Genomic DNA, 20,993 nt, shown 5'->3' with positions numbered 1-20,993 from the left:
GCAACGGCCTGGCCATACTATAAATTGTGGCCGGAGGTGGCTCCGTGCACCAGTCCATCGGGCAACTGGTCACATCCCGCGCCGGGCGCGACCAGGGGCGCCCGTACCTGGTGGTGGGCGTCCTGGATGACCGGTTCGTCCTGGTGGCCGACGGCGACCTGCGCCCGGCGGACCGGCCGAAGCGGAAGAACGTGCGCCACCTGGTCTTCCATCGCGCCTGGGCGGAAGAGATCCGCCAGCGTCTGGAGGCCGGCCAGCGGCCCAGCAATTCCGAGCTCCGCCGGGCGCTAAGCGGCCTGGTGGCCCAATACTTCGGGGAGAAGGACAGCGCGGACGAGAAGCCGGAGGCGCAAGGGGGGTGAGGCCGTGGCACGCAAGGAGAACGTGGTGGAGGTCCAGGGGACCGTGGTGGAGCCCTTGCCTAACGGGATGTTTCGTGTAGAATTGGATAATGGCCATAAAGTCATGGCCCATGTCTCGGGCAAGATCCGCATGCATTTCATCCGTATTTTGCCCGGCGACCGCGTAACCCTGGAATTGTCTCCATACGATCTCACCCGGGGGCGCATCACCTACCGCCACCGGAGTTGATCCGGCCAGCCGCGACCCGTGACGCAAGGGAACCGCAGCCCGGGCCGGCTCCGTCCCGCGCCTGCGGGGCGGAGTTGCGAGGAGGCTTTTACGATGAAGGTCCGTCCGTCGGTCAAGCGCATCTGCGACAAGTGCAAGATCATTCGCCGCAAGGGGAAGGTGCGGGTGATCTGCGAGAACCCCAAGCACAAGCAGGTGCAGGGTTAAGCCTGGAGGTGTTCGGATGGCCCGCATCGCAGGCGTCGACCTGCCGCGCGACAAGCGCGTCGAGTACGCGCTTCCTTATATTTATGGCATCGGCCTGTCCCGCAGCCGGGAGATCCTGGCCAAGGCCCAGGTGAACCCCGACACCCGGGTGCGGGATCTGACGGAAGACGAGATCAACCGCCTGCGCGCCATCATCGAGCGGGACTACAAGGTGGAGGGCGAGCTGCGCAGCGAGGTCCAGCGCAACATCAAGCGCCTGATGGACATCGGCTGCTACCGCGGCTTGCGTCACCGCCGTGGCCTGCCGGTGCGCGGGCAGCGCACCAAGACCAACGCCCGGACGCGCAAGGGACCGCGCCGCACGGTGGCCGGCAAGAAGCGGCCGGGCAAGAAGTAAGGGTTAAGGAGGCTGGCCCATGGCACGACCGGGCGCACCGCGCCGGGGTGGCCGCCGGGGGGCGGCAACCCGGCTGCGCCGCAAGGACCGGAAGAACGTGGAGCGGGGTATCGCCCACATCCGGTCGACCTTCAACAACACCATTGTCACCATCACCGACCTGCAGGGCAACGCCATCGCCTTCGGGTCGGGCGGGACCAACGGCTTCACCGGGTCGAAGAAGGGCACGCCCTATGCGGCCCAGCTGGCCGCCGAGCAGGCGGCCCGCGAGGCCATGGAGCACGGCATGCGCGAGGTGGAGGTTTGGGTGAAGGGCCCTGGTCCGGGTCGCGAGGCGGCGATCCGCTCCCTGCAGGCCACGGGTCTGGAAGTGACCGCCATCAAGGACGTCACCCCCATCCCCCACAACGGGTGCCGCCCGCCGAAGCGGCGCCGCGTCTGATCCGGCGCAGGCCCGCTGTCGGCGGCTCGACAGGAGGGGCGGAGCCATGAGCGAGATGGAGAAGCCGACCATCCAAACGGTGGAGCTCAGCGACGACGGGACGTACGGCCGGTTCGTCGTCGAGCCGCTGGAGCGCGGGTACGGCATTACCCTCGGCAATGCCCTGCGCCGGGTCCTGCTTTCGTCCTTGCCCGGCGCGGCGGTCACCAGCGTGCGCATCGAAGGGGTGCTGCACGAGTTCTCCACCCTGCCGGGCGTGGTCGAGGATACGACGGAGATCATCCTCAACCTGAAGGAACTGGCCATCAAGATGTATACCGACGAACCCCAGGTCCTGCGCATCGAGGCCCAGGGCGAGGGGGAGGTGCGGGCGGCCGACATCATCACGCCGCCGGACGTGGAGATCGTCAACGGCGATCACCTGATCGCCACGCTGGAACCCGACGGCCGGCTCTTCATGGAGATGACCGTGCAGAGGGGCCGCGGTTACGTGCCGGCCGACCGCAACAAGGACCCCGACCGCAGCATCGGGGTGATTCCCGTCGATTCCATCTTCACGCCCATCCGTAAGGTGAACTTCCAGGTGGAGAACACCCGGGTGGGGAAGGTGACGGACTACGACCGTTTGACCCTGGAGGTCTGGACCAACGGCACCATCGCGCCCGATGAGGCGGCCAGCCAGGCGGCCCAGATCCTGACGGATCACCTGGCCCTGTTCCTCACCCTGACCGACCAGGCGCGGGGCACCGGGACGGCCGTCGAGAAGGAAGACGATGCCCGCGCCAAGCTGCTGGAGATGAGCATCGACGAGCTGGACCTCTCGGTGCGCTCCTACAACTGCCTGAAGCGGGCTGGCATCAACACCATCGGCGAGCTGGTGGAGAAGACCCCCGAGGACATGATGCGGGTGCGCAACCTCGGCAAGAAGTCGCTGGAGGAAGTGGAGGAGAAGCTGGCTGCCCTGGGGCTGTCGCTGAAGCAGCCTGAGGACTGACGGCCCGGCCCTGGGACCGGCCGGGGGCAGGCAGCAGGAGGGAATGATCATGGCGCACAAATCCCGGTTGAACCGGCCCACGGACCAGCGCCAGGCCCTGGTCCGGAACCTGGTGACGTCGCTGTTCATCCACGAGCGGATCGAGACCACCGAGACCCGGGCCCGGGAGGCCCAGCGGCTGGCCGAGCACCTGATCACCCTGGCCCGCCGCGGCGACCTTCATGCCCGGCGCCAGGCGCTGGCGGTGCTCTACGACAAGCAGGTGGTCAAGAAGCTGTTTGACGTCATCGGACCGCGCTACAGCGACCGGGCCGGCGGCTACACCCGCGTCCTGAAGCTGGAGCCGCGCCGGGGCGACGGCGCGCCCATGGCGCTTCTGGAGCTGGTGTGAGCCCCGGTGGCCCGGCCCGGCGCGGCGGTGGAGGGCCCGGCGCCGTGACGGGGGAACCACTGATCGAGGTTCGGCAAGTCAGTTACGTGTACCACCCCGGCCAACCCGACGCCGTCGAAGCCCTGCGGGGCATCGACCTCGAGGTGCGCCGGGGTGAGTTTTTGGCGGTGGTCGGCGCCAACGGATCCGGGAAGTCGACCCTGGCCCGGCTGCTCAACGGGTTGATCCTGCCCACCCGGGGCGAGGTGCGGGTGGCAGGCCATTCCACGGCGGATCCCGAGGCCCGCTGGGAGATCCGCCGGCTGGTGGGCCTGGTCTTCCAGAACCCGGACAACCAGCTGGTGGCCCCCACGGTGGAGGAAGACGTGGCCCTCGGACCCGAGAACCTGGGCCTGCCCCGGGAGGAGATCCGGCGCCGGGTGCGGGCCGCCCTGGAGGCGGTCGGCCTTTGGGAGCGGCGGACCGACCCGCCCCACCGCCTGTCCGGCGGGCAGAAGCAAAGGGTGGCCCTGGCCGGCATGCTGGCCATGGAACCCGCCTGCCTGGTGCTGGACGAAGCCACGGCCATGCTGGACCCCGCCGGCCGGGCGGAGGTGCTGGGCACCGTGGGCCGGCTCCACCGGGAGAAGGGCATCAGCGTGGTCCTCATCACCCACTTCCTCGAAGAAGCGGCCCGGGCCCAGCGGGTGGCGGTGATGGACCGGGGCCGGATCGTGGCGACCGGCGCGCCCCGGGACCTCTTCGGCCGGCCCGCCTGGCTGGAACGGCTGGGCCTGGTGCCGCCCCCCATGGGCCAGCTGGCCGCCCGCTTGCGCCGGCGCGGGTGGCGCCTGCCGCCGGGCATCATCACGGTGGACGACTTCCTGGCCGCCCTGGGGCTGTCCCCGGCCGCGGCCCGGGAAAGGCCCTGAGGGGCGGGCGGAGAGGCCATGGCCATTCGGGTCGAGGGGCTGGTTCACGTCTACGGCGGCGCGGGCTATGCCGCCCGGGAGGCCCTCAAGGGGGTCAGCCTGGCCATCGCCGACGGGGAAAGGGTGGCCATCATGGGGCCCACCGGCAGCGGCAAGTCCACCCTGGTCCAGCACTTCAACGGCCTCTTGCGCCCCACCCGCGGGCGCGTGGAGGTGGACGGCCTGGATCTCTGGGCGCCCGGGCGCGACCGGGACGACCGCCTGGCCGAGGCGCGCCGCCGGGTGGGCCTGGTCTTCCAGTTTCCCGAGCAGCAGCTCTTCGCCGAAACGGTGTGGGACGACATCGCCTTTGCACCGCGGAACCTGGGGTTGGCCGAGGAGGAGGTGGCCGCCCGGGTCCAGCGGGCCATGGCCCTGGCAGGCCTGGATCCGGAGCTGGCCCACCGCTCGCCCTTCAGCCTGAGCGGCGGCCAGATGCGGCGAGTGGCCATCGCCGGGGTGCTGGCCATGATGCCCCGGACCCTGGTCCTGGACGAACCCACGGCGGGCCTGGATCCTCAAGGACGGGCGGCCCTGGTGGAACTGCTGGACCGGCTCCACCGGGACGCGGGCCTGACGGTGGTGCTGGTATCCCATGACGTCGACGAGGTGGCCGCCCTGGCCCGGCGCGTAGTCTTGATGCGGGACGGCCGGGTGGTGGCCGACGGCCCTGCAGGCGAGGTGCTGGCGGACGAAGACCTGCTGGCGGAGTGCCGCCTGCGGCCCCCCGCCACGGCCCGGCTGCTGGGCGAGCTGGCCCGGCGCGGCTTGCCGGTGAACCCCCGGCGCGTGAGCCTGGACGAAGCCGAAGCCGAGCTCCTGGCCGTGGGGCACCTGCTGGGGCCAGTGGCCGGCCGGGACGGTCGCCCCTCCGCCCCTGACGGGGCGGGCGCACCCGTTGCAGGCGCGCAGACCACGGGCGGAGATGGCGGGACGCAGGGGGCCTTGCCGGGCCAGGCCGGGGCCGGCGACCGGCGGGCTCCCGGGGAGGGCGGTGGGTGCGGCCCGGGGCCCGCCGCGATCCCCGGGCCGCCCGTGCCGGAGGAGGGAAGCCCGTGATCCCCGAGCCTCTGGTCGGCCAGTACGTCCCCGGCGAAAGCCCCGTCCACCGGCTGGACCCCCGCACCAAGATCGCCCTGCTGGCGGGCTACACCGTGGTGCTGTTCCTGGTCCGGGAGTGGGCCGCCTACGGGCTCCTGGCCGCCGTGGTTCTGGCCGGCACCCTGGCGGCCGGGCTGCCGCTGGCTTACCTGGTGGCCGGCCTGAGGCCCATGGCCTGGCTGGCCGCGCTCACCCTGGTGCTCAATCTGGTGGCCGTGCCGGGTGATCCCCTGGCCCATCTGGGACCGCTGGCGGCGACCCGCCAGGGGCTGGAGCTGGGCCTGCGCCTGGCGGTCCGGCTGCTGCTGCTGGTAGCGGCCGCCTCCCTGCTGACCCTGACCACCTCGCCCATCGCCCTGACCGACGGGCTGGAGGCGCTGTTGCGGCGCCTGGGCCGAAGGGTGCCTGCCCACGAGCTGGCCATGATGATGACCATTGCCCTGCGCTTCATCCCCACCCTGGCGGAAGAGGCGGACCGCATCATGAAGGCCCAACTGGCGCGGGGCGCCCGGTTCCACCGCGGCGGGCCGGTGCAGCGGCTGCGGGCGCTGGTTCCCCTGCTGGTCCCCCTGTTCGTCAGCGCCTTCCGCCGCGCCGATGACCTGGCACTGGCCATGGAGGCGCGCGGCTACCGCGGCGGTGCGGGGCGCACCCGCTACCGGCAGCTGCGGCCGGGGCGGGCCGACGCCATGGCCGTGGCGCTGGCCGCCGTCCTGTTTGGGATTACCCTGTGGTGGGGGCGGTAGAGGCATGCCGGGACCCTGGGACCAGCACGACCAGGACGAACGCCGCCGCGCCGAGCCCGGCCCCGCCGGCCCCGGCGCCCTGCCCGGTGCCGCAGGGGCGGAGGCCGCTGCGGCTCCCCCGCCCGGGGCGGGGCGCGGCGAACCCGCTGATCCCGGCATCACGCCGCGGGGGTCCGTGCCGGGACCGGGCGGAGCCCGGAAGGCGCCCGCCGGCCCCGGCGCCGGGTATCGTCCGGTACCGGCCGGCCAGCGGACGCTGCGGGCCGTGCTGGCCTATGACGGCACCGACTTCGCCGGCTGGCAGCGCCAGGCCGGCCGGCGCACCGTCCAGCAGGTGGTGGAAGAGGCCATCTCCCGGCTGCTGGGCCATCCCGTGCGGGTGACCGCCGCCGGCCGCACGGACGCCGGCGTGCATGCCCGGGCCCAGGTCATCCACTGGCAGACCGCCCGTCCCTTCCCGGTGGAGCGCCTGGTACCGGCCTTGCGCGGTCTGCTCCCGCCCGACGTGGCGGCCGTCGCCGCCGGCGAGGCGCCGGCGGGGTTCCACGCCCGGTACGCCGCCCGGCGCAAGACCTACGTGTACCACCTGTGGAGGGCGCCCGTGGCGGACCCCCTGCACCGGCGGTGGCAGTGGCACCTGCCGCTGGCTCTGGATGTGGCGGCCATGGCTGAAGCGGCCCGGCGCCTGGAGGGCCACCACGACTTTGCAGCCTTCAAGGCGGCGGGGTCTCCGGTACGGAATACCCGCCGCACCCTCTATCGCTGCCGCCTGGAGGAACACGGCCCACTGCTGCGGATCGTGCTGGAAGCCGACGGGTTCCTGATGCATATGGCCCGCGGCATCGTGGGTACCCTGGTGGAGATTGGGCGGGGACGCTGGCCCGCCGGCCACGTGGACACGCTGCTGGCCACGGGCCGGCGGCAGCTGGCCGGACCCACGGCGCCGGCCCACGGCCTGATCCTCTGGCGGGTGGAGTACGACGACTGGGTGGCCGAGGGGCCTCCCTGGCCCGGCGCCCCGCCCGGCCTTTCCCGGCCTTGATACGCCCGGCGTCGTGTTCCCTTGACAGGCGGGAGACCTCCGGCTAGCATAGAAAATGCTGTTTTTATCGGGTTCCTGGCGTCATAACGGCCCCGGCGGCGCCGCGGGCTCCTTTCTTGATTTCGCCCCGGGACCGGAACGACGGGAGGCAACACCATGCGGACCACCTTCATGGCCCGCCCCCAGGACGTGCAGCAGCAGTGGTACGTGATCGACGCTGCGGGCGTACCCCTTGGCCGTCTGGCCAGCCAGGTGGCCAAGATCCTGCGGGGCAAGCACAAGCCCATCTATACGCCCCACGTGGACACGGGGGACCACGTCATCGTCGTCAACGCTGCCAAGGTGCGCCTGACGGGCGAAAAGCTCCACAAGAAGGTCTACTACCGCCACACCGGCTACCCCGGCGGCCTGCGCGCCGTAACGGCGCGGCGCCTGCTGGAGACCCGGCCGGAGCGGATGGTCGAACTGGCCGTGCGGCGCATGTTGCCGCGCACTGCCCTGGGGCGCCGGCAATTCCGCAAGCTGCACGTCTACGCCGGGGCGGAGCACCCTCATCAGGCGCAGCAGCCGCGCCCCCTGGTCCTGCGTAGCGACGGCACGCCGGTCTGGGACGGCGGCGCGGCTGCCGGCCAGGACGGCTAGCCGGCGCAGGCCGGGCCGCGGGCCCGCCGGCCGGTGCTCCGCCAGGGCGGGCGGAATCGGCCGGGGCCCACGGCTGGAGCCGGTCCGGCCGGTCGTCACTCGCCGGGGTGACCCGGTGCGACCGGCTTCGAGCACGGCACGAGGACGGCATTGGCGTGCGGCACAGGTTCGGCGGGAAGCGAGGTGAGAAGGTGGCGACCACAGCCGTTTACTGGGGCACCGGGCGGCGCAAGGAGGCCGTGGCGCGGGTCCGCCTGATCCCGGGAGACGGGCGGATCATCATCAACGGCCGCCCTATGGAGGAGTATTTCCCTACCATTGCCCAGCGGGCCGAAGTGGAGCGTCCCCTCAAGGTGACGGGGACGCTGGGCAAGTACGACGTGCTTGCCCGGGTGGGCGGCGGCGGCATCTCCGGCCAGGCGGGGGCCGTGCGGCACGGCATCGCCCGCGCCCTGCTCCGCGTGGACGAGTCCTACCGCAAGCCCCTGAAGCAGGCGGGGCTGCTGACGCGGGATCCCCGGGTCAAGGAGCGCCGCAAGTACGGCCTCAAGAAGGCCCGCAAGGCGCCGCAGTTCTCCAAGCGCTGATCCCCGGGCTGCATGCCCGCGGGGCCGAGCCGGCCAGGGGACGCCCGCCGGCCGGATTCTTCAGGATTCCATTGCCCGGGAAAACTCACGGCACGGTATCCGTCGCAACACGGCGCCCGGCGGGTCGAACCCGCCGGGCGCCGGCTCCCTTTGCCGGCCGATGGCCTCCTAGCCTGCCGGTCCGGCCAGCACCTCTTCCTCCAGCCAGCGGGTGTGGAACCGGCCCTGGCGGAAGTCGTCGCGGCGCAGGATCTCCTGGTAAAGCGGGATGGTGGTCCGGATGCCGTCGATGTGGAACTCCGCCAGGGCCCGCTGCATGCGCGCGATGGCCTCCTGCCGGTCGCGACCCCAGACGATCAGCTTGCCTACGAGGGAATCGTAGAAGGGCTGGACCACCGAGCCGGCCCGGAAGCCGGCATCCAGGCGCACGCCGGGACCGGCCGGCGGTTCCCAGGCGGTGATGGTGCCGGGGGAGGGCAGGAAGCGGTTGCCGGGGTCTTCCGCGTTGATCCGGCATTCCATGGCCCAACCCCGGAAGGCCACGTCGTCCTGGGTGAAGGACAGGGGTTCGCCGGCGGCCACCCGGATCTGCTCCTTAACCAGGTCGATGCCCGTGATCATCTCGGTGACGGGGTGCTCCACCTGGATCCGGGTGTTCATCTCGATGAAGTAGAAGTGGCCGTCCCGGTCCACCAGGAACTCCACCGTGCCTGCGCCCACGTACTCCACCGCCTCGGCAGCGCGGATGGCCGCCTCCGCCATCCGCTGGCGCAGCTCCGGCGTCATCACCGGCGAGGGCGCCTCTTCGATCAGCTTCTGCCGGCGCCGCTGCACCGAGCACTCCCGCTCGCCCAGGTGCAGGGTGTGGCCGTGCTTGTCGGCCATCACCTGGATCTCTATGTGGCGGGGTTCCTCCAGGAACTTCTCCAGGTAGACGGCGCCGTTGCCGAAGGTTGATTCGGCCTCCCGGCGGGCCGACGCTATGGCCTGGGCCAGTTCCTGCTCGTTCCGCGCCACCCGGATGCCCCGGCCGCCGCCGCCCGCCGCCGCCTTGACCAGGACCGGGTAGCCGATCCGCCGGGCGATCTCCAGGGCCTCGTCTTCATCGTCCACCGTACCCTCGCTGCCGGGCACCACGGGCACGCCGGCCCGCAGCATGGCCTCCCGGGCCAGGGACTTGAGCCCCATGGTCTCGATGGCCTCCGGGGGCGGGCCGATGAATTCGATCCCCCACGTCTTGCAAACGGCCGCGAAGTGGGCGTTTTCCGACAGGAAGCCGTAGCCCGGGTGGATGGCGTCCACGCCGGCCTTGCTGGCCGCCTCGATGAGGCTGGGGATGTGCAGGTAACTGCGGGTGGCCGGGGCCGGGCCGATGCAGTAGGCTTCGTCGGCCATGGCCACGTGCAGGGCGTCCTCGTCGGGCTCCGAGAACACCGCCACGGTGCGGATGCCCAGCTCCCGGCACGCCCGGATGATGCGCACGGCGATCTCGCCGCGGTTGGCGATCAGAATCTTCTGGAACATGGCCTCGACCTCCCCGTGAAGGTTCGCAGCCGGGCCGGCGTTTCCTGCGCTCCGCGGTCCTTGCCTGTGCCGCGGACCGGCACCATGCTGAAAGCAGGTTCCCGGCCGGGCGGGCTGCCCCCGGGCGCCCCCGCCGCCCCGGGGGCAGCCGGGACGGCCGGTGGGCGCCCGCCGTGCCGGCAGGCGACGTTGCCCCGGCCGGCGGGTGAAGAAGCCGTGGCCGGCCGGCCTGCGCGGCCTGCGGCCCGGGACCATCGCCCCGGCTGCCGGCTGGAGCGGCCCGCCCCAGCGGTGGCCCTTCGCCGGAGCCATTGCCGGCCAGGGAACCGGGCGGTGGCACCGCGGCGAGGGGCGGCGGCACCGCCATGACAGAACGGGAAGGATGATGGCATGATGGCCGATCGTCAGGCTTCCCCCCGTCCCGCCGTACCGTGGGAGCCCGGGGACCGCTGGCTGCTGCCGGCCGCGGGGCTGCGTCCCCCGGGCGGCGGCCCGGTCCCTCCCCGGCCCGGCGTCCGGCTCGTCCCGGACCGTTATACCATAACCTACCTATCGGATCTTGACGAACTGGACGGCGACGAGCTCCGCAGGCCGGAAGGCGGACCGGCCGGCCGCTACCCGGCACCCCGGGTGCTGGTGACGCCGGTGCCGGCTCCTGCCGTGGCGCCCCTGTGGGGCACGGTCCTCCAGGGCGTGACGGCCCGGGACCCGGAGCACCTGCAGGCCCTTCTGGAGGTCGCCGGCCGGTGGCCCGGCACCCGCTGGGTGCTGCTCCCCTGGGATGCCCTGACGGCGCCGCCTCTATGGGCCCGGGCCTGGGCCCGGGTGACCGCGTGGGCCCCGGCGGCGGCCGGTCCGGTCATCATGCCCGCAGGACTCCAGGGGGACCACCAGGTCCCGTCGCGCCTGGCGGCGGAACTGGCCCGGGTGCGGCGGGAGCTCCTGCGGAACCTGGAAGAACCCGTCCCTGCCCCGGTGGTTCTGCCGGCCAACCTGGCCGGGTTTGGCCCCCAGGAGCGGGCGGGGGCGGGTCTGGCGGGCGTGCCCGTGTGGTGGCTCCTCAGTTGAATGGGGGGCGGGGCCGGCGAGCTGCCCGGACCGCCGGGGAGCAGGAACTTCCTTCCGCTCGACGAAATCCACCGCTAAACGGGACCACGCCACCGGTTTCGGACAAACCGGGCGGGCCCTGGGATGGGAAAGGCGTCCCGCCGCCGGTCCCCGCTGGGGGAGGGATCGCCGGCCGGGACTCCAGGCAGGGAGGTGGAAGGTCGCCCGGCACCGGCTGCGGGCGGGCCCGGCCTCGGGCCGGTCCGGCGGGTGCAGGGCGGTTGACCGGCGCCTGAGACCACCAGTCTGAGGTCCGGGCCCGCGCCGGCCACCCGGGGTATGCCTTCGGGATGCACCCTGGAGGCCGGTATCGGAGCCCGGAGTTTCGCCTTCCGCGGGCTCATCGCCGCCGGGCGGCATCGCCGGCCCTCACCCAGGCCGGGATCCGCCGCCGTCCCGCCGCCGGTTGCGGCTCCAGGCCAGCGCCGGCAGGGCGGCCCGCACCGGGTCGCCGGCGGGCCGGTCGATCCCAACAGGAGTCATGGCCCGTCATCATCCCCGGCCCGCGGAAGGGTGGCAAGACGGCATCGCCCGCAGGAGCCGCGCCCGCCTGGCGACGCGCGCTCGAGGGGAAAGGGGAGAGGGCCATGCTCAACTCGCCGGCGATGTTCGTGGTGCTGGCGCTGATCGCCTACGGCATCGCCTACTGGGGATACGGGCGCTGGTACGACCGCACGGTCTGGCGGCCTGACCCCAACCGCACCACGCCGGCCCACATGTACACCGACGGGGTCGAGTACTTCCCCGTCAGCCGCTACGTGCTCTGGGGCTACCAGTACAAGAGCGTCGCCGCCCTGGGGCCCATTCTGGGACCCTTCATCGCCATCCAGTACGGCTGGGTCCCCGCCCTGCTGTGGATCATCTTCGGCAACTTCTTCATCGGCTGGCTCCAGGACTACGGGGCCATCATGCTGTCGGTGCGCAACCAGGGGCGGTCCTTCGGTCCGATCACCTACGAGTTCACCGGGGCCGCGGGACGCAGTACCCTGCTGGGCTTCATCCTGTTCTACCTGCTGATCATCTCGGCCACCTTCATCCAGCTGATCGCCGTATTCTGGAACACCTTCGCGGGGTCGTTCGTGGCCACCGCCGGCATCATCCTCACCGGTGTGATCTGCGGCCAGCTGCTGTACAAGCGCCGGATGAACGTGGGCGCGGTGACCCTGATCGCCTTCGCCCTGATGATCCTGTCCTTCTGGCTGGGTTCCACCAGCATCGGCCAGGCGGTGAAGTTCAACCTGACGGCCCAGGGCGCGCTGAACTTCAACGTCTGGCTCTGGGCGGCGCTGTGCTGCGTCATCCTGTACGTGGGCTCGATCCTGCCGCTGCCCACCTTCATCCAGCCCTTCAACTACGTGTCCTTCTTCCCCGCCATGTTCGCGGTGCTGGTGATCCTGGTGGGCGCGCTGATCACCCCCCTGACCGGGGTCACCCTGGCGCAGCCGGCGTATGTCGGCTTCTGGGGGCCCAAGGGCAGCTTTGCCGCTGGCGGCAACCCCATGTGGCCTGTGCTGTTCACGGCCATCGCCTGCGGTGCCATCTCGGGGTGGCATAGCCTGGTCAGCTCGTCCAGCACCGCCAAGCAGCTGGACATCGAGCCCGACGCCCACCCCGTGGGCGCCGGCGCCATGCTGGGCGAGGGCCTGCTGGCGCTGGTGTCCCTGGCCTCCTACATGGTGCTCAGCCCGGAGCGCATCGCCGAGCTGGGCGGCGCCAGCGTCGGTTCCTGGGTGTTCGGAGCGACGCTGATCACCAAGCCGATCCTTGGCGCCTTCATGTCCGACAACGCCATTCGCGTGTTCTTCGGTACGGTGCTGGTCATCTACGCCATCACCGTCCAGGCCCTGGTCACCCGCTTCTGGCGCCTGGTCTCCGTCGAGGTGTTCGGCGAGAGCATCCTGGCCCAGAAGCATGTGGCCACCTTCATCGGCCTGCTGCTGCCATGGATCATGGCGGTCAGCGGCTCGTGGAACAACATCTGGCTGTTCTTCGGCGGGTCGAACCAGCTGCTGGCCGGCCTGGCCCTGATGCTGATTACCATCCACCTGGCCCGGGTCAAGGCGCCCAGCCGCTACACCCTGGTCCCGGCCCTGTTCATGATCGTCACCACCCTGGCGGCCATCGCCGTCCAGACGGTGCGCTTCCTCCAGGCCGCCCTGGGGGGGCCCGCCAAGACGCTGACCCAGGACCCGCTCAAGACCCTGGCGCCCACCGTCGCCAACATCATCGACTGGGCGTCGGTGCTGATCGGCGTGGTGCTCTTCGTCCTCGGCTTGCGGATGGCGATCCTGACGCTGCAGGCGTACGGCCGCGCCAAGGCGGGCCTGCTGGCCCAGCCGCAGGCGGCACCGGGCGACTGACCGGCACCGAGGCGGCCGTCGCGGCGGGCCCTGCCACCGCGGCAGGGCCCGCCGCCGGATCCGCCATCCGTGGCGGCGGCCGGGCCGGTTCCACCTACCGGGCCGGGCCAAGGTCGACAAAGGAGGCGCATGCCCATGTTGGGTCGCAAGGACGGGCCGGCCAACGGAGCCCGCAAGGAGCAGAAGGCTGGGTTCCTGACCAAGCTCCGGGGCGTCATGTACGGCATGGCGAGCCACGGCAACGTCACGGCGGCGCTGCGCACCCGGATGCACCTGGAGCACCTGTTCATGTTCATCACCCTGGGCGACATGCTCGGCATCCCCGTGCTGCCGCCCTATTACAGCCTGCGCATCCTGCCGTACGCCGTTCCCAACATCGAGTCGTGGAAGCAGCGGGTCTTCCGGGAGCGGGACTTCACCGACGCCATCTACTGAGGATGAGCGAGTCTCCTGGAGAGGGCCTGGCGCCGGTGCCGCCGGAGACGCTGAAAGGGAGGAGTGGAGGCATGCCCACCCTGGTACGGCCCCGGGGACTGGAGTCGTACTTCAACGAGCACCCCGACGTGGAGATCGTCATCTTCGCGGGAAAGGGCGGCCTGGGCAAGACCACGTCCAGCTCGTCCCTGGCCTGGTACATGTCCCAGGTGAAGAAGAAGCGGACGCTGCTCTTCAGCACCGATCCCCAGGCCTCGCTGAGCGATATCTTCGAGCGCAACTTCTACGGCCTGGGCGAGATCGAGGTGGCCCCCAACCTGTTCGTGGTCGAGATCGACGCGGACCGCCGGGTGGCCGACTACCAGGCGTCGGTGAAACAGAAGATCAAGGACATGTACGGCCTGGACGAGGTGCCGCGGGAGATCGAGGAGTACATCGACTCCACCTCCGCGGAGCCGGCCATGTACGAGTCCGCCACCTACGATGCCATGGCCGAGCTGGTGGCGGCCCACGAATACGACATCTACATCTTCGACATGCCGCCCTTCGGCCACGGGGTGCGCATGGTGGCCATGGCCGACATTCTCTCCAAATGGGTGGAGAAGATCACCGAGGCTCGCTCCAAGGTGGCCGAGTACGATGCCATTGCCGCGACCCTCAAGGGCGAGAAGGGCCATGAGGACGCGGTCATGCAGGAACTGATCGACATCCGCAACAAGATCAAGGCCTTCACCGACCTCATCACCGACCGCCGCCGCACAGCCTTCTTCATGGTGCTGATCCCGGAAAAGATGGCGATCCTCGACACCGAGCGGGCTTTGGCGATGTTCCACGCCCTGGGCATGGAGATGTCCGGCCTGGTGGTCAACCAGGTGTACCCGCGGGAGCTGCTGGATCGCCCCGGTACGTCGGAGTACCTGCGCAACCGGGTCCTGATGCAACAGCAGCACCTGGCCGACATTGCCCGCAAGTTCGGCGACCGGGTCCAGTCGGTGGTGCCCATGTTCACCCGGGAGCCCAAGGGGCTGGAGATGATCGAGCAGGCTTCCCGCTACCTGATGAACTGCGAGATCGCCCTGGAGGCCTGACGGACGGGTCCGGGGCGGGGCCTGGGGAGCCGCAAAGGAGTGACCACGGGTGCAGCATATCGGAGCCTTCTTGCAGGAGCACCCCCAGTTGAAATTCGTGTTCACCGGCGGCAAGGGTGGTGTGGGCAAGACCATCTGTGCCGCCGTGCTGGCGTACCATTTTGCCGAGCAGGGCAAGCGCACCCTGCTGGCCAGCCTGAACCCCGTGCATTCGCTGACGTCGGTGTTCGGCCAGGACCTGTCGGGCGGCCAGGTGCGCCCGGTACAGGGCGTACCCAACCTCCATGCCGTCGAGGTGGATGCCTCGGACGTGGTGGCCCGCTACCGGGAGAACATCGGCCAGCGGGTGAAGGAATTCCTCAAGTATGCGGACATCCCCGTCGATGCCAAGCCCTTCGTCGACATTGCCGTGACGAACCCTGCCTTCGAAGAGTCGGCCATGTTCGACAAGATGGTCGACATCATGCTGCGGGAGGGTCAGGAGTACGACATCTTGGTGTTCGATACGGCGGCGGTGGCCAACGCCGTGCGGCTCATCGGGTTGTCCAAGATCTACGGCCTGTGGCTCCAGCGGATGATCGAGTCGCGCAAGGAGGCGCTCTCGCTACGGGTGCAGCTGAGCTTCCGCAAGGAAAAGGTGATGGAAGAAGTCAAGAAGGACCCCATGCTGGCCGACCTGATCGCCATGGACGAGCGGTTTAAGGCGGTCAAGCGGCTGCTGGTCGACCCCAACCTGACCGCCTTCTTCTTCGTCACCCTGCCCCTGGCGTTGCCCATCTCCGTGGTCACCCGCTTCATCAAGATGGTGCGCGCCTATGACATTCCCGTGGGCGGGGTCCTGGTCAACGGTGTCATTCGCGGCGAAGAGGTGGAGAAAGCCAGCGGCGACGAGTACCTTCTGAACAAGTACCAGGAGCAGGCGGGCTATCTGGAGCGGATCCAGCGGGAACTGGGCGACCTGGTCCGCGCCTTCCTGCCCCTGTACAAGAGCGAGGTGCACGGCCTGGACGCCCTCAAGCAGGCGGTGGATGACCTCTTCGATCCCGACCAGCACTGGGCCCTGGCCCAGGTGACCGGGTGAGCGCGGGGGCCCAGGGGGCCGGGCGGGACGCCGCCCGGCCCCACCTGCTGGCCGTCCGCAGCGTGGTCTTCGGCACGTGCAACCTGCTGCTGCTGGGGGTGCCGGCCGGATGGCGCCTGGGGGACGGAGCCTTCCCGCCCGAGGTCGACCGCTGGCACGTGCGGGATGGCGTCAGCTGGGCCACGGCGGGTCGTGGCCACTGGTGGCTGGCTGCCCGGACCGGTACGGGGGGCAGGGCGGCACTGCGGGCGGAGCTCTTCCTCCATGTCACGCCGGCTGGAGCGGTGGCCGCCGGCCCCGGGACGCCGGCGGCGGAGGCGGTGTCGGCAGCGGGGCGCGACGGGCGGAACGCTGGCCCCCGGACCGGAAAGGGCGTCCCGCAGGCAAGGGCATCAGGGAAGAGAGGTGGTGGCCGCCCCGCCACCAGGGATTGGGGGCTCGGCCGGATCGACGCCACGGGTACCTGCCTGCTGGACGGCCACCCAGGCTGGTGGGCCGCAGGTGCCGTACGGCGCGGGTTCCCCGGCCGGTGGCGGCCGGCCCGCGCGCTGGTGCTGGAGTGTGGCTTCACTCGCCGCCGCCTGCACATCCGCCTGGAAGCGGTGCCAGGCGTTGAGCCGGGCGACCTGGAGGCTGCCTGGGAGGCCCTGCTGGCGGAGTGGCGGTGCCATTAAGGAATCCGGCGCGGGCGGGGCCAAGCCGGTGCGCCAGGGAGGGACGGGAAAGTGGCGACCCTGGGCAGGAAGAGCCGGCGACGTCCCCTGCGGGTGGAGATCGTCGGCCTGTTTCCCCTCATCTACAAGATGTGCCCGCGCGGCATGGGCTGGGGTGCGGGCTGTGGCCTGGAGTGGCCTGCGGACCAGACCCAGGACTATCCGCCGGAGGAACAGGCGCGGCAGCGGCAGCTGGAGTCCCTTGTGGCTCACCTGGCGGCCCGTTTCGGCTGGCGGCTGCAGGTGGTCACCGTTCCCCTTACTTCCCTAAGGGGCATGTGGCTGGCCACCCGGTACGGCATCGGCACCGGCCAAGTGGCCCTGGTGGCCGCGGGCCGCTGCGTGCGGCTGGATGAAGGCTACGAGGCCATAGACCGCCTCCTGGCATCGTGCCTGGGCGAAGACCAGGCCGCGGGATAAGAGCAGTGGCATCTCAAGCCGAATCCTGTCCCCGGGCCGCCAGTTGCAGCTCGCCCCGGGCAAGCCCGGCCGCCAGCTGGACGGCCCGCGGGATGTCGCTTTCCTCGCCCGGTCCCACACCAAAGCTCACCTGAACATGGGGACTTTGGGCCTGGGTGGCGGCCAGCACCAGCCGGCGCAGGCCGAACCCGCCCGCCGGCCCGCTCCGGCCCTCCAGGCGCGCCGGGCGCAAGGACGCCGTGGCCTCAATCTTCAGGATGAACTGGTCCCGCCGGCCGCGCCAGCGGGTCCAGGCCCAGGCCAGGGGAAAATCGCGGGGCTCCAGGAGGCACAGCATCTGGGCGGAGCGGATGCCCGGCCCGGGGCGGCCCACTTCCATGATGAAGCCGCTGGTGCCGCCACCCAGGGCGCGCAGCGTGACGTCGCCGCCCAGCGTGGCCATGGCTTCCCGGGCCACCCGGGCGAGCTGTACCGCCCGGTGCCGGTTCCACTGCCGGCCGGCCACCCACCACAGGACCAGCAGGACGGCCACGGCCAGCGCGATGCGGTCCAGAAGCGGTTCGGGCACGGGGTTCACCTCACCCGCCGGTTCCACCCGGGGCCGTGTTCCCCGGGGCGCCCTTATGGGGCGCATGCCTCCAAACCCCCAAGGCCTGACGCCTAATGGATGTGGGGCGCATGCTCCTCGACCAGGTGCTCTTCCAGCTGCCGGTGCTTCCAGGCGCCCAGGTCGGGCAGGACATAGGGCAGCAGCCGCAGCCCGATGGACGAGTTCATCAGCGGGATCCCCAAGAGCTCGCCAAACAGCACCAGGTTCATCACGTCGTTGTACTGGGAGCGGGCATGCTGAAGCTCGTGATACCAGTCGAAAAAGAGGAAGCCCCAGACGAACTGCTTGACCTTTCCCCAGAAGGTGGTGGGCCGCTGGGCCAGCCAGCTGTGGACCTGGGGCTGGCCGTGCCGGCGCAACAGCGGATCACCGTGCTGATGACCGGTGCCGTGGTGATGTTGGCCGGCTGGCGCGCTACCCTGCGCTGCACCGGCATCGTGGCGGCCGGGATGCGCCGGTTGAACCGGCAACCCGCTTGCGGGTACCATGAGCTCAATCCTCCTTGCCGGGCAGGTTGCCGGCGGGGATCGGTGCCCGCCGCGGGCCGCCGGGCTGAGCCGGCCCGACCCTGCGGGGCGATCCACCCCGCGCGCGCCTTGAACCAGGCCTGGCAAGAGGATTCGGCGCCCACCACCGCGGTCCCTGCCCGGGACGCCCATCCCCGGACGGGACCAGGCCGGGCCACGTCAAGGGCGGCGCCGGTCCCCACCTTCCTTGCGCCGGCGAGCCGCCGGAGGTTGAAGCCGCCCTCCCGGTGGAAACGGGGCGTATCCGGCCACGCTTGCCACCCGCCTCCCCGCAGGGCGAGGCCCGCCGGGCCGCCGCCCGCGGGCCGCTCGGTGCCCCCGCGGGGCGGCGAGGCAAGCCGGCCGCCGGAGCGCGCGGTGCGCCGACCGCCAGGCCGCGCGGCCCTCGGCTTCCGGAGCGCCCGGTGCTCCGGCAGCCCGGCTTGCCCCGGGGAGCCCTTGGCATGATGCCCGGAGCGGGGTATAATGAGTAGCGCGGCGGGCGCCACCGGCGCTCGCGCATGCGCCCGTAGCTCAGCGGATAGAGCGGTGGCCTCCGGAGCCACGTCTTGCGCAGGTTCGATTCCTGCCGGGCGCACATCAGGGGCGGTGACCGGTGCAAGACAGGCCGGCGCCGCCCCTTGGTTCATTGGGGCCGGTAGCGCTTCTTCCCTTCCAAGGCCGGTTACTTCGCGAAAGCCCGGCGCGCGCCGGGCTCAACGGCTTGGGGCGATCGCCATGATGCAACCGTTCGGCTGGGAGACGGCCATTGTCGAAACCCTGGAGCGGGTGCGGCCGTTCCTCTGCCACGTGGCAGGGACCGACCGCAAGCGCCAGACCACGGCCTTTGGCACGGGGATCCTCTTCGACCACTGGCACGTGATCTGCAACGCCCAGACGGTGGACGACGCCGCCGAGGTGGTGGTGACCCTGCCCGGCGGAACCAAGGTGGATGCCACCGTCGTCGGGTCGGATCCGGTGTACTTCATCGCCGTGTTGCGGCTCGCCGAGCGGTTCCCGGGGCCCCTTCCCACCTGGCGGCCCACGGCCGAGCTGCGGGTGGGCCACTTCGTGGTGGCCGCGGGCTACCCTCTCAACCTGCAGCTCAACGCCACCTTCGGCATCGTCAGCACCGTGGACATGACCCTGTACCGTCCCGACCGCATTCCTGTGGACGGGTTGATCGTCACCCAGGCGCCCATGCACCCCGGCAACACCGGCGGGCCCCTGGTCACCCTGGACGGCGCCGTGGCCGGGGTCAACGGCATCCCCTGGTCCCACGGCATGAGCCTGGCGGTGCAGGGCGACGTGGTGCGCCGGGTGGTGAACCAGATCATCGAGTTCGGCCGTGCCACCCACCCCTGGTTGGGCTTCTCGGGCCAGCCCGACGTGGTGGACCCCGCCCTGGCCCAGCTCTTCGCCCTGCCGGTGGACCGCGGCCTGGTGGTCGGCCACGTGGCCGACAACGGGCCGGGCAAGCGGGCGGGCATCAAGCCCTTCGACATGGTGGTGCGCGCCGACGACCAGCCGGTGACCCACGCCGGGACCATCCGCAAGGTGCTGGCTTACCGGCGGCCGGGCGACCGGGCCCGGCTGACGGTGCTGCGGGGCGGCGAGCTGATCGAGCTGGAGTTCCCGGTGGAGGAGATCCCGCGCCTGGCGTCGGCGTCTTGAAGGCATCTCGCCTCAGAAGGCGCCTCCCCGAGGCGTCTTGGAAGCTGCCCGACAATGCGACGGCGGCCGCCGGGAGGCGGCCGCCGCCATTGTTCGCCGGGAGCTTCACCACCGGACGGCAAGGTCGGCCGGAGGACCCGGCCGGCAGGCCAGGCGGTGGGTGCGGCCGGTGGCCCCGTTGGGGGGCCACCCGGTTGGGGGTCCACGGGGAGGTGCGGCAGGAGCACTTGGCCACGGCGCTGCCACGGCACCTGTGGCAGGTCGTGCGACCGGCCATCCCGCAGGTGCGGGCGCGCTAGGCGCCGTCCCCCGCCTGGGCGCGCCCCGCGCCGGGGTCTTCGGGAAGAACCGGCGCCGGGCTTCCTGTGGGGCGCGGCAGGGTGGCGGTGGCCTGCTCCCCGCCCTCCGCGGCGGCTCCCGCGTTGCCGCCTCCGGGGGACCGGGAAGCGGGGGCCCCGGAAGCTGGGCCAGAGCGCGCGGCGCTGCGGCAGCGCGGGCAGATGCCGGTCACCTTGATTTCGATCTCGGAGATCTGATAGCCGCTGGTGTGGGCCAGGTGCTTGAACAGCGGCTCCAGCTGGCGGTCGTCGACGGGGGCGACCTCTCCGCAGCACTCGCACACCAGCTGCTGGCGGATCTCCAGGTTGGCGTTGCGGAGCCCGTATTTCGTCGGCCCTTCACCCACCTGCACCCGGTCCACCAGCCCCAGCTCGACCAGCAGGTCCAGGGTGCGGTAGACCGTGGCCAGGCCGATGTCCGGCCAATCCTTTTTGAGCTGGGAGTAGAGCTCTTCCGCCGTCAGCAGGCGGTCCTGATTGAGGACCACCGCTGCCGCCACCGCCCACCGCTGCCAGGTCAGGCGGTACTCGTGCTGGGCCAGGGTCTCCAGGATCCTGCGGATGGTCACCGGGCTCACCCCACGGAACGGGCGGGGGCGCCGCCACCCCCGGCTCGGCCAACTACTCGATACCGGTTCTAAAAATACAACCGTTATCGCCATTATAGGCGGAACCGGCTGCCAGCGTCAAAGACTCCGCCGGGGCCAGGTGACCGCCGGGCGGGCTGACGCCCGCCCGGCGGCTACAGGCCGGCACGGGCCGGGCGGCACCGCCGCAGCCACGGCTGCCCCGGCGGTACCCCCCGATGCCATACCTGCTTCCACCTGCCCCGCCGGCCCCTTGACCCGGCTTGTGGTCGACCGGGCCCCCGGTGCTCGCAGGTCCACCCGGCCTCGCGGGCTCCGGGTCCGCCGGTTCACCCGCCCCGACCGGGGCCGCCGGGCAGGGCCGGGGGGAGCCGGTAAGGCCGGCGGGCGCCCTCCCTGATCCCTGCCCGGGGTGCCCGTCCCGCGGGCTTCAGGCCTCCCCGCTGTTCCGGTGCCGGCG

At 71.3% G+C, this 20,993-nt stretch carries 25 protein-coding genes and 1 tRNA gene; 22 read left to right on the top strand and 4 right to left on the bottom strand.

Going from position 1 to position 20,993, the window contains the following annotated elements; all coding sequences use genetic code 11:
- Window positions 1-44: 44 nt before the first annotated feature.
- From DYI95_RS11375 to rpsI, 13 genes are all read left to right on the top strand, one after another.
- Entirely contained in the window at window positions 45-362 is a 318-nt protein-coding gene (locus tag DYI95_RS11375; protein ID WP_116899706.1) for a KOW domain-containing RNA-binding protein, read from the top strand.
- A 4-nt stretch (window positions 363-366) separates the two neighbouring features.
- On the top strand, window positions 367-591 hold the full coding sequence (infA, locus tag DYI95_RS11370; RefSeq protein ID WP_006902860.1) for a translation initiation factor IF-1: 225 nt from the start codon (window positions 367-369) through the stop codon (window positions 589-591).
- A 93-nt stretch (window positions 592-684) separates the two neighbouring features.
- The gene (gene rpmJ / locus DYI95_RS11365; RefSeq protein WP_006902861.1) at window positions 685-798 is read left to right on the top strand and encodes a 50S ribosomal protein L36; all 114 of its coding nucleotides are present in this window, start codon (window positions 685-687) and stop codon (window positions 796-798) included.
- Between the two features lie 16 nt (window positions 799-814).
- Entirely contained in the window at window positions 815-1,195 is a 381-nt protein-coding gene (gene rpsM, locus DYI95_RS11360) for a 30S ribosomal protein S13 (RefSeq protein ID WP_006902862.1), read from the top strand.
- Between the two features lie 19 nt (window positions 1,196-1,214).
- Window positions 1,215-1,637 (top strand): 30S ribosomal protein S11, encoded by a 423-nt coding sequence (gene rpsK, locus DYI95_RS11355; protein WP_006902863.1) that lies wholly within the window; start codon window positions 1,215-1,217, stop codon window positions 1,635-1,637.
- Between the two features lie 46 nt (window positions 1,638-1,683).
- The gene (locus DYI95_RS11350) at window positions 1,684-2,631 is read left to right on the top strand and encodes a DNA-directed RNA polymerase subunit alpha (RefSeq protein ID WP_006902864.1); all 948 of its coding nucleotides are present in this window, start codon (window positions 1,684-1,686) and stop codon (window positions 2,629-2,631) included.
- 49 nt (window positions 2,632-2,680) lie between these two features.
- The gene (gene rplQ / locus DYI95_RS11345) at window positions 2,681-3,022 is read left to right on the top strand and encodes a 50S ribosomal protein L17 (protein WP_006902865.1); all 342 of its coding nucleotides are present in this window, start codon (window positions 2,681-2,683) and stop codon (window positions 3,020-3,022) included.
- A gap of 44 nt (window positions 3,023-3,066) precedes the next feature.
- Complete coding sequence (locus DYI95_RS11340) at window positions 3,067-3,933, top strand: energy-coupling factor transporter ATPase (RefSeq protein ID WP_116899707.1); 867 nt, start codon at window positions 3,067-3,069, stop codon at window positions 3,931-3,933.
- Window positions 3,934-3,951: 18 nt separating this feature from the next.
- A complete protein-coding gene (locus DYI95_RS11335) occupies window positions 3,952-5,031 on the top strand; it encodes an energy-coupling factor transporter ATPase (protein ID WP_116899708.1) in 1,080 nt (359 codons plus the stop codon).
- Window positions 5,028-5,819 carry an energy-coupling factor transporter transmembrane protein EcfT gene (locus DYI95_RS11330; protein WP_116899881.1) on the top strand — a complete coding sequence of 264 codons (792 nt, stop codon included), beginning with the start codon at window positions 5,028-5,030 and terminating at the stop codon, window positions 5,817-5,819. The genes DYI95_RS11335 and DYI95_RS11330 overlap by 4 nt, the downstream gene beginning before the upstream one ends.
- A gap of 4 nt (window positions 5,820-5,823) precedes the next feature.
- Entirely contained in the window at window positions 5,824-6,861 is a 1,038-nt protein-coding gene (gene truA / locus DYI95_RS11325) for a tRNA pseudouridine(38-40) synthase TruA (RefSeq protein WP_116899709.1), read from the top strand.
- A 156-nt stretch (window positions 6,862-7,017) separates the two neighbouring features.
- Window positions 7,018-7,503, top strand: a complete 486-nt coding sequence (gene rplM, locus DYI95_RS11320; protein ID WP_116899710.1) for a 50S ribosomal protein L13 — start codon at window positions 7,018-7,020, stop codon at window positions 7,501-7,503.
- A 191-nt stretch (window positions 7,504-7,694) separates the two neighbouring features.
- Window positions 7,695-8,090, top strand: a complete 396-nt coding sequence (gene rpsI, locus DYI95_RS11315) for a 30S ribosomal protein S9 (RefSeq protein WP_040826573.1) — start codon at window positions 7,695-7,697, stop codon at window positions 8,088-8,090.
- 168 nt (window positions 8,091-8,258) lie between these two features.
- Here rpsI and accC read toward each other — a convergent pair whose 3' ends face one another.
- Window positions 8,259-9,614 carry an acetyl-CoA carboxylase biotin carboxylase subunit gene (gene accC / locus DYI95_RS11310; protein ID WP_116899711.1) on the bottom strand — a complete coding sequence of 452 codons (1,356 nt, stop codon included), beginning with the start codon at window positions 9,612-9,614 and terminating at the stop codon, window positions 8,259-8,261.
- A gap of 390 nt (window positions 9,615-10,004) precedes the next feature.
- Between accC and DYI95_RS11305 the strand changes: the two genes are divergently transcribed.
- The 7 genes from DYI95_RS11305 (at window position 10,005) to DYI95_RS11275 (ending at window position 16,818) form a co-directional block, all read left to right on the top strand.
- Window positions 10,005-10,682 carry a hypothetical protein gene (locus DYI95_RS11305; RefSeq protein WP_116899712.1) on the top strand — a complete coding sequence of 226 codons (678 nt, stop codon included), beginning with the start codon at window positions 10,005-10,007 and terminating at the stop codon, window positions 10,680-10,682.
- A 626-nt stretch (window positions 10,683-11,308) separates the two neighbouring features.
- On the top strand, window positions 11,309-13,081 hold the full coding sequence (locus tag DYI95_RS11300; protein WP_116899713.1) for a carbon starvation protein A: 1,773 nt from the start codon (window positions 11,309-11,311) through the stop codon (window positions 13,079-13,081).
- Window positions 13,082-13,216: 135 nt separating this feature from the next.
- The gene (locus DYI95_RS11295) at window positions 13,217-13,516 is read left to right on the top strand and encodes a hypothetical protein (protein ID WP_116899714.1); all 300 of its coding nucleotides are present in this window, start codon (window positions 13,217-13,219) and stop codon (window positions 13,514-13,516) included.
- A gap of 71 nt (window positions 13,517-13,587) precedes the next feature.
- Window positions 13,588-14,604, top strand: coding sequence for a TRC40/GET3/ArsA family transport-energizing ATPase (locus tag DYI95_RS11290; protein WP_006902877.1), 1,017 nt, complete (start codon window positions 13,588-13,590; stop codon window positions 14,602-14,604).
- 49 nt (window positions 14,605-14,653) lie between these two features.
- Window positions 14,654-15,685, top strand: coding sequence for an ArsA family ATPase (locus DYI95_RS11285; RefSeq protein WP_116899715.1), 1,032 nt, complete (start codon window positions 14,654-14,656; stop codon window positions 15,683-15,685).
- Complete coding sequence (locus DYI95_RS11280; protein WP_116899716.1) at window positions 15,682-16,359, top strand: hypothetical protein; 678 nt, start codon at window positions 15,682-15,684, stop codon at window positions 16,357-16,359. The genes DYI95_RS11285 and DYI95_RS11280 overlap by 4 nt, the downstream gene beginning before the upstream one ends.
- Window positions 16,360-16,410: 51 nt before the next feature.
- Window positions 16,411-16,818, top strand: a complete 408-nt coding sequence (locus DYI95_RS11275) for a hypothetical protein (protein WP_116899717.1) — start codon at window positions 16,411-16,413, stop codon at window positions 16,816-16,818.
- A gap of 13 nt (window positions 16,819-16,831) precedes the next feature.
- Here DYI95_RS11275 and DYI95_RS11270 read toward each other — a convergent pair whose 3' ends face one another.
- Entirely contained in the window at window positions 16,832-17,386 is a 555-nt protein-coding gene (locus DYI95_RS11270; RefSeq protein ID WP_116899882.1) for a hypothetical protein, read from the bottom strand.
- A gap of 92 nt (window positions 17,387-17,478) precedes the next feature.
- The gene (locus DYI95_RS11265; RefSeq protein ID WP_116899718.1) at window positions 17,479-17,916 is read right to left on the bottom strand and encodes a hypothetical protein; all 438 of its coding nucleotides are present in this window, start codon (window positions 17,914-17,916) and stop codon (window positions 17,479-17,481) included.
- 541 nt (window positions 17,917-18,457) lie between these two features.
- Between DYI95_RS11265 and DYI95_RS11260 the strand changes: the two genes are divergently transcribed.
- Together DYI95_RS11260 and DYI95_RS11255 are read left to right on the top strand one after the other, a co-directional pair.
- Window positions 18,458-18,532: transfer RNA gene (locus DYI95_RS11260), tRNA-Arg, on the top strand.
- 140 nt (window positions 18,533-18,672) lie between these two features.
- Window positions 18,673-19,608 (top strand): S1C family serine protease, encoded by a 936-nt coding sequence (locus tag DYI95_RS11255; RefSeq protein ID WP_116899719.1) that lies wholly within the window; start codon window positions 18,673-18,675, stop codon window positions 19,606-19,608.
- A 295-nt stretch (window positions 19,609-19,903) separates the two neighbouring features.
- Here the strand turns inward: DYI95_RS11255 and DYI95_RS11250 are convergent, their stop codons facing one another.
- The gene (locus DYI95_RS11250; RefSeq protein ID WP_116899721.1) at window positions 19,904-20,515 is read right to left on the bottom strand and encodes a Fur family transcriptional regulator; all 612 of its coding nucleotides are present in this window, start codon (window positions 20,513-20,515) and stop codon (window positions 19,904-19,906) included.
- Window positions 20,516-20,993 lie beyond the last annotated feature (478 nt).

The sequence above is a fragment of the Thermaerobacter sp. PB12/4term genome, from assembly GCF_003403315.2.
GTDB lineage: Bacteria > Bacillota > Sulfobacillia > Thermaerobacterales > Thermaerobacteraceae > Thermaerobacter.
The sequence above is the reverse complement of the archived record's forward strand: the minus strand, read 5'-3'. Positions and strand labels throughout refer to the sequence as shown.

Coding starts and splice junctions, on each gene's coding strand:
- DYI95_RS11335 (WP_116899708.1), top strand. CDS start 3,952: ATGGCCATTCGGGTCGAGGGGCTGGTTCACGTCTACGGCGGCGCGGGC.
- rplM (WP_116899710.1), top strand. CDS start 7,018: ATGCGGACCACCTTCATGGCCCGCCCCCAGGACGTGCAGCAGCAGTGG.
- rpsK (WP_006902863.1), top strand. CDS start 1,215: ATGGCACGACCGGGCGCACCGCGCCGGGGTGGCCGCCGGGGGGCGGCA.
- accC (WP_116899711.1), bottom strand. CDS start 9,614: ATGTTCCAGAAGATTCTGATCGCCAACCGCGGCGAGATCGCCGTGCGC.
- rplQ (WP_006902865.1), top strand. CDS start 2,681: ATGGCGCACAAATCCCGGTTGAACCGGCCCACGGACCAGCGCCAGGCC.
- DYI95_RS11255 (WP_116899719.1), top strand. CDS start 18,673: ATGATGCAACCGTTCGGCTGGGAGACGGCCATTGTCGAAACCCTGGAG.
- truA (WP_116899709.1), top strand. CDS start 5,824: ATGCCGGGACCCTGGGACCAGCACGACCAGGACGAACGCCGCCGCGCC.
- rpsM (WP_006902862.1), top strand. CDS start 815: ATGGCCCGCATCGCAGGCGTCGACCTGCCGCGCGACAAGCGCGTCGAG.
- DYI95_RS11265 (WP_116899718.1), bottom strand. CDS start 17,916: ATGGTACCCGCAAGCGGGTTGCCGGTTCAACCGGCGCATCCCGGCCGC.
- DYI95_RS11305 (WP_116899712.1), top strand. CDS start 10,005: ATGATGGCCGATCGTCAGGCTTCCCCCCGTCCCGCCGTACCGTGGGAG.
- rpmJ (WP_006902861.1), top strand. CDS start 685: ATGAAGGTCCGTCCGTCGGTCAAGCGCATCTGCGACAAGTGCAAGATC.
- DYI95_RS11295 (WP_116899714.1), top strand. CDS start 13,217: ATGTTGGGTCGCAAGGACGGGCCGGCCAACGGAGCCCGCAAGGAGCAG.
- DYI95_RS11300 (WP_116899713.1), top strand. CDS start 11,309: ATGCTCAACTCGCCGGCGATGTTCGTGGTGCTGGCGCTGATCGCCTAC.
- DYI95_RS11350 (WP_006902864.1), top strand. CDS start 1,684: ATGAGCGAGATGGAGAAGCCGACCATCCAAACGGTGGAGCTCAGCGAC.
- DYI95_RS11290 (WP_006902877.1), top strand. CDS start 13,588: ATGCCCACCCTGGTACGGCCCCGGGGACTGGAGTCGTACTTCAACGAG.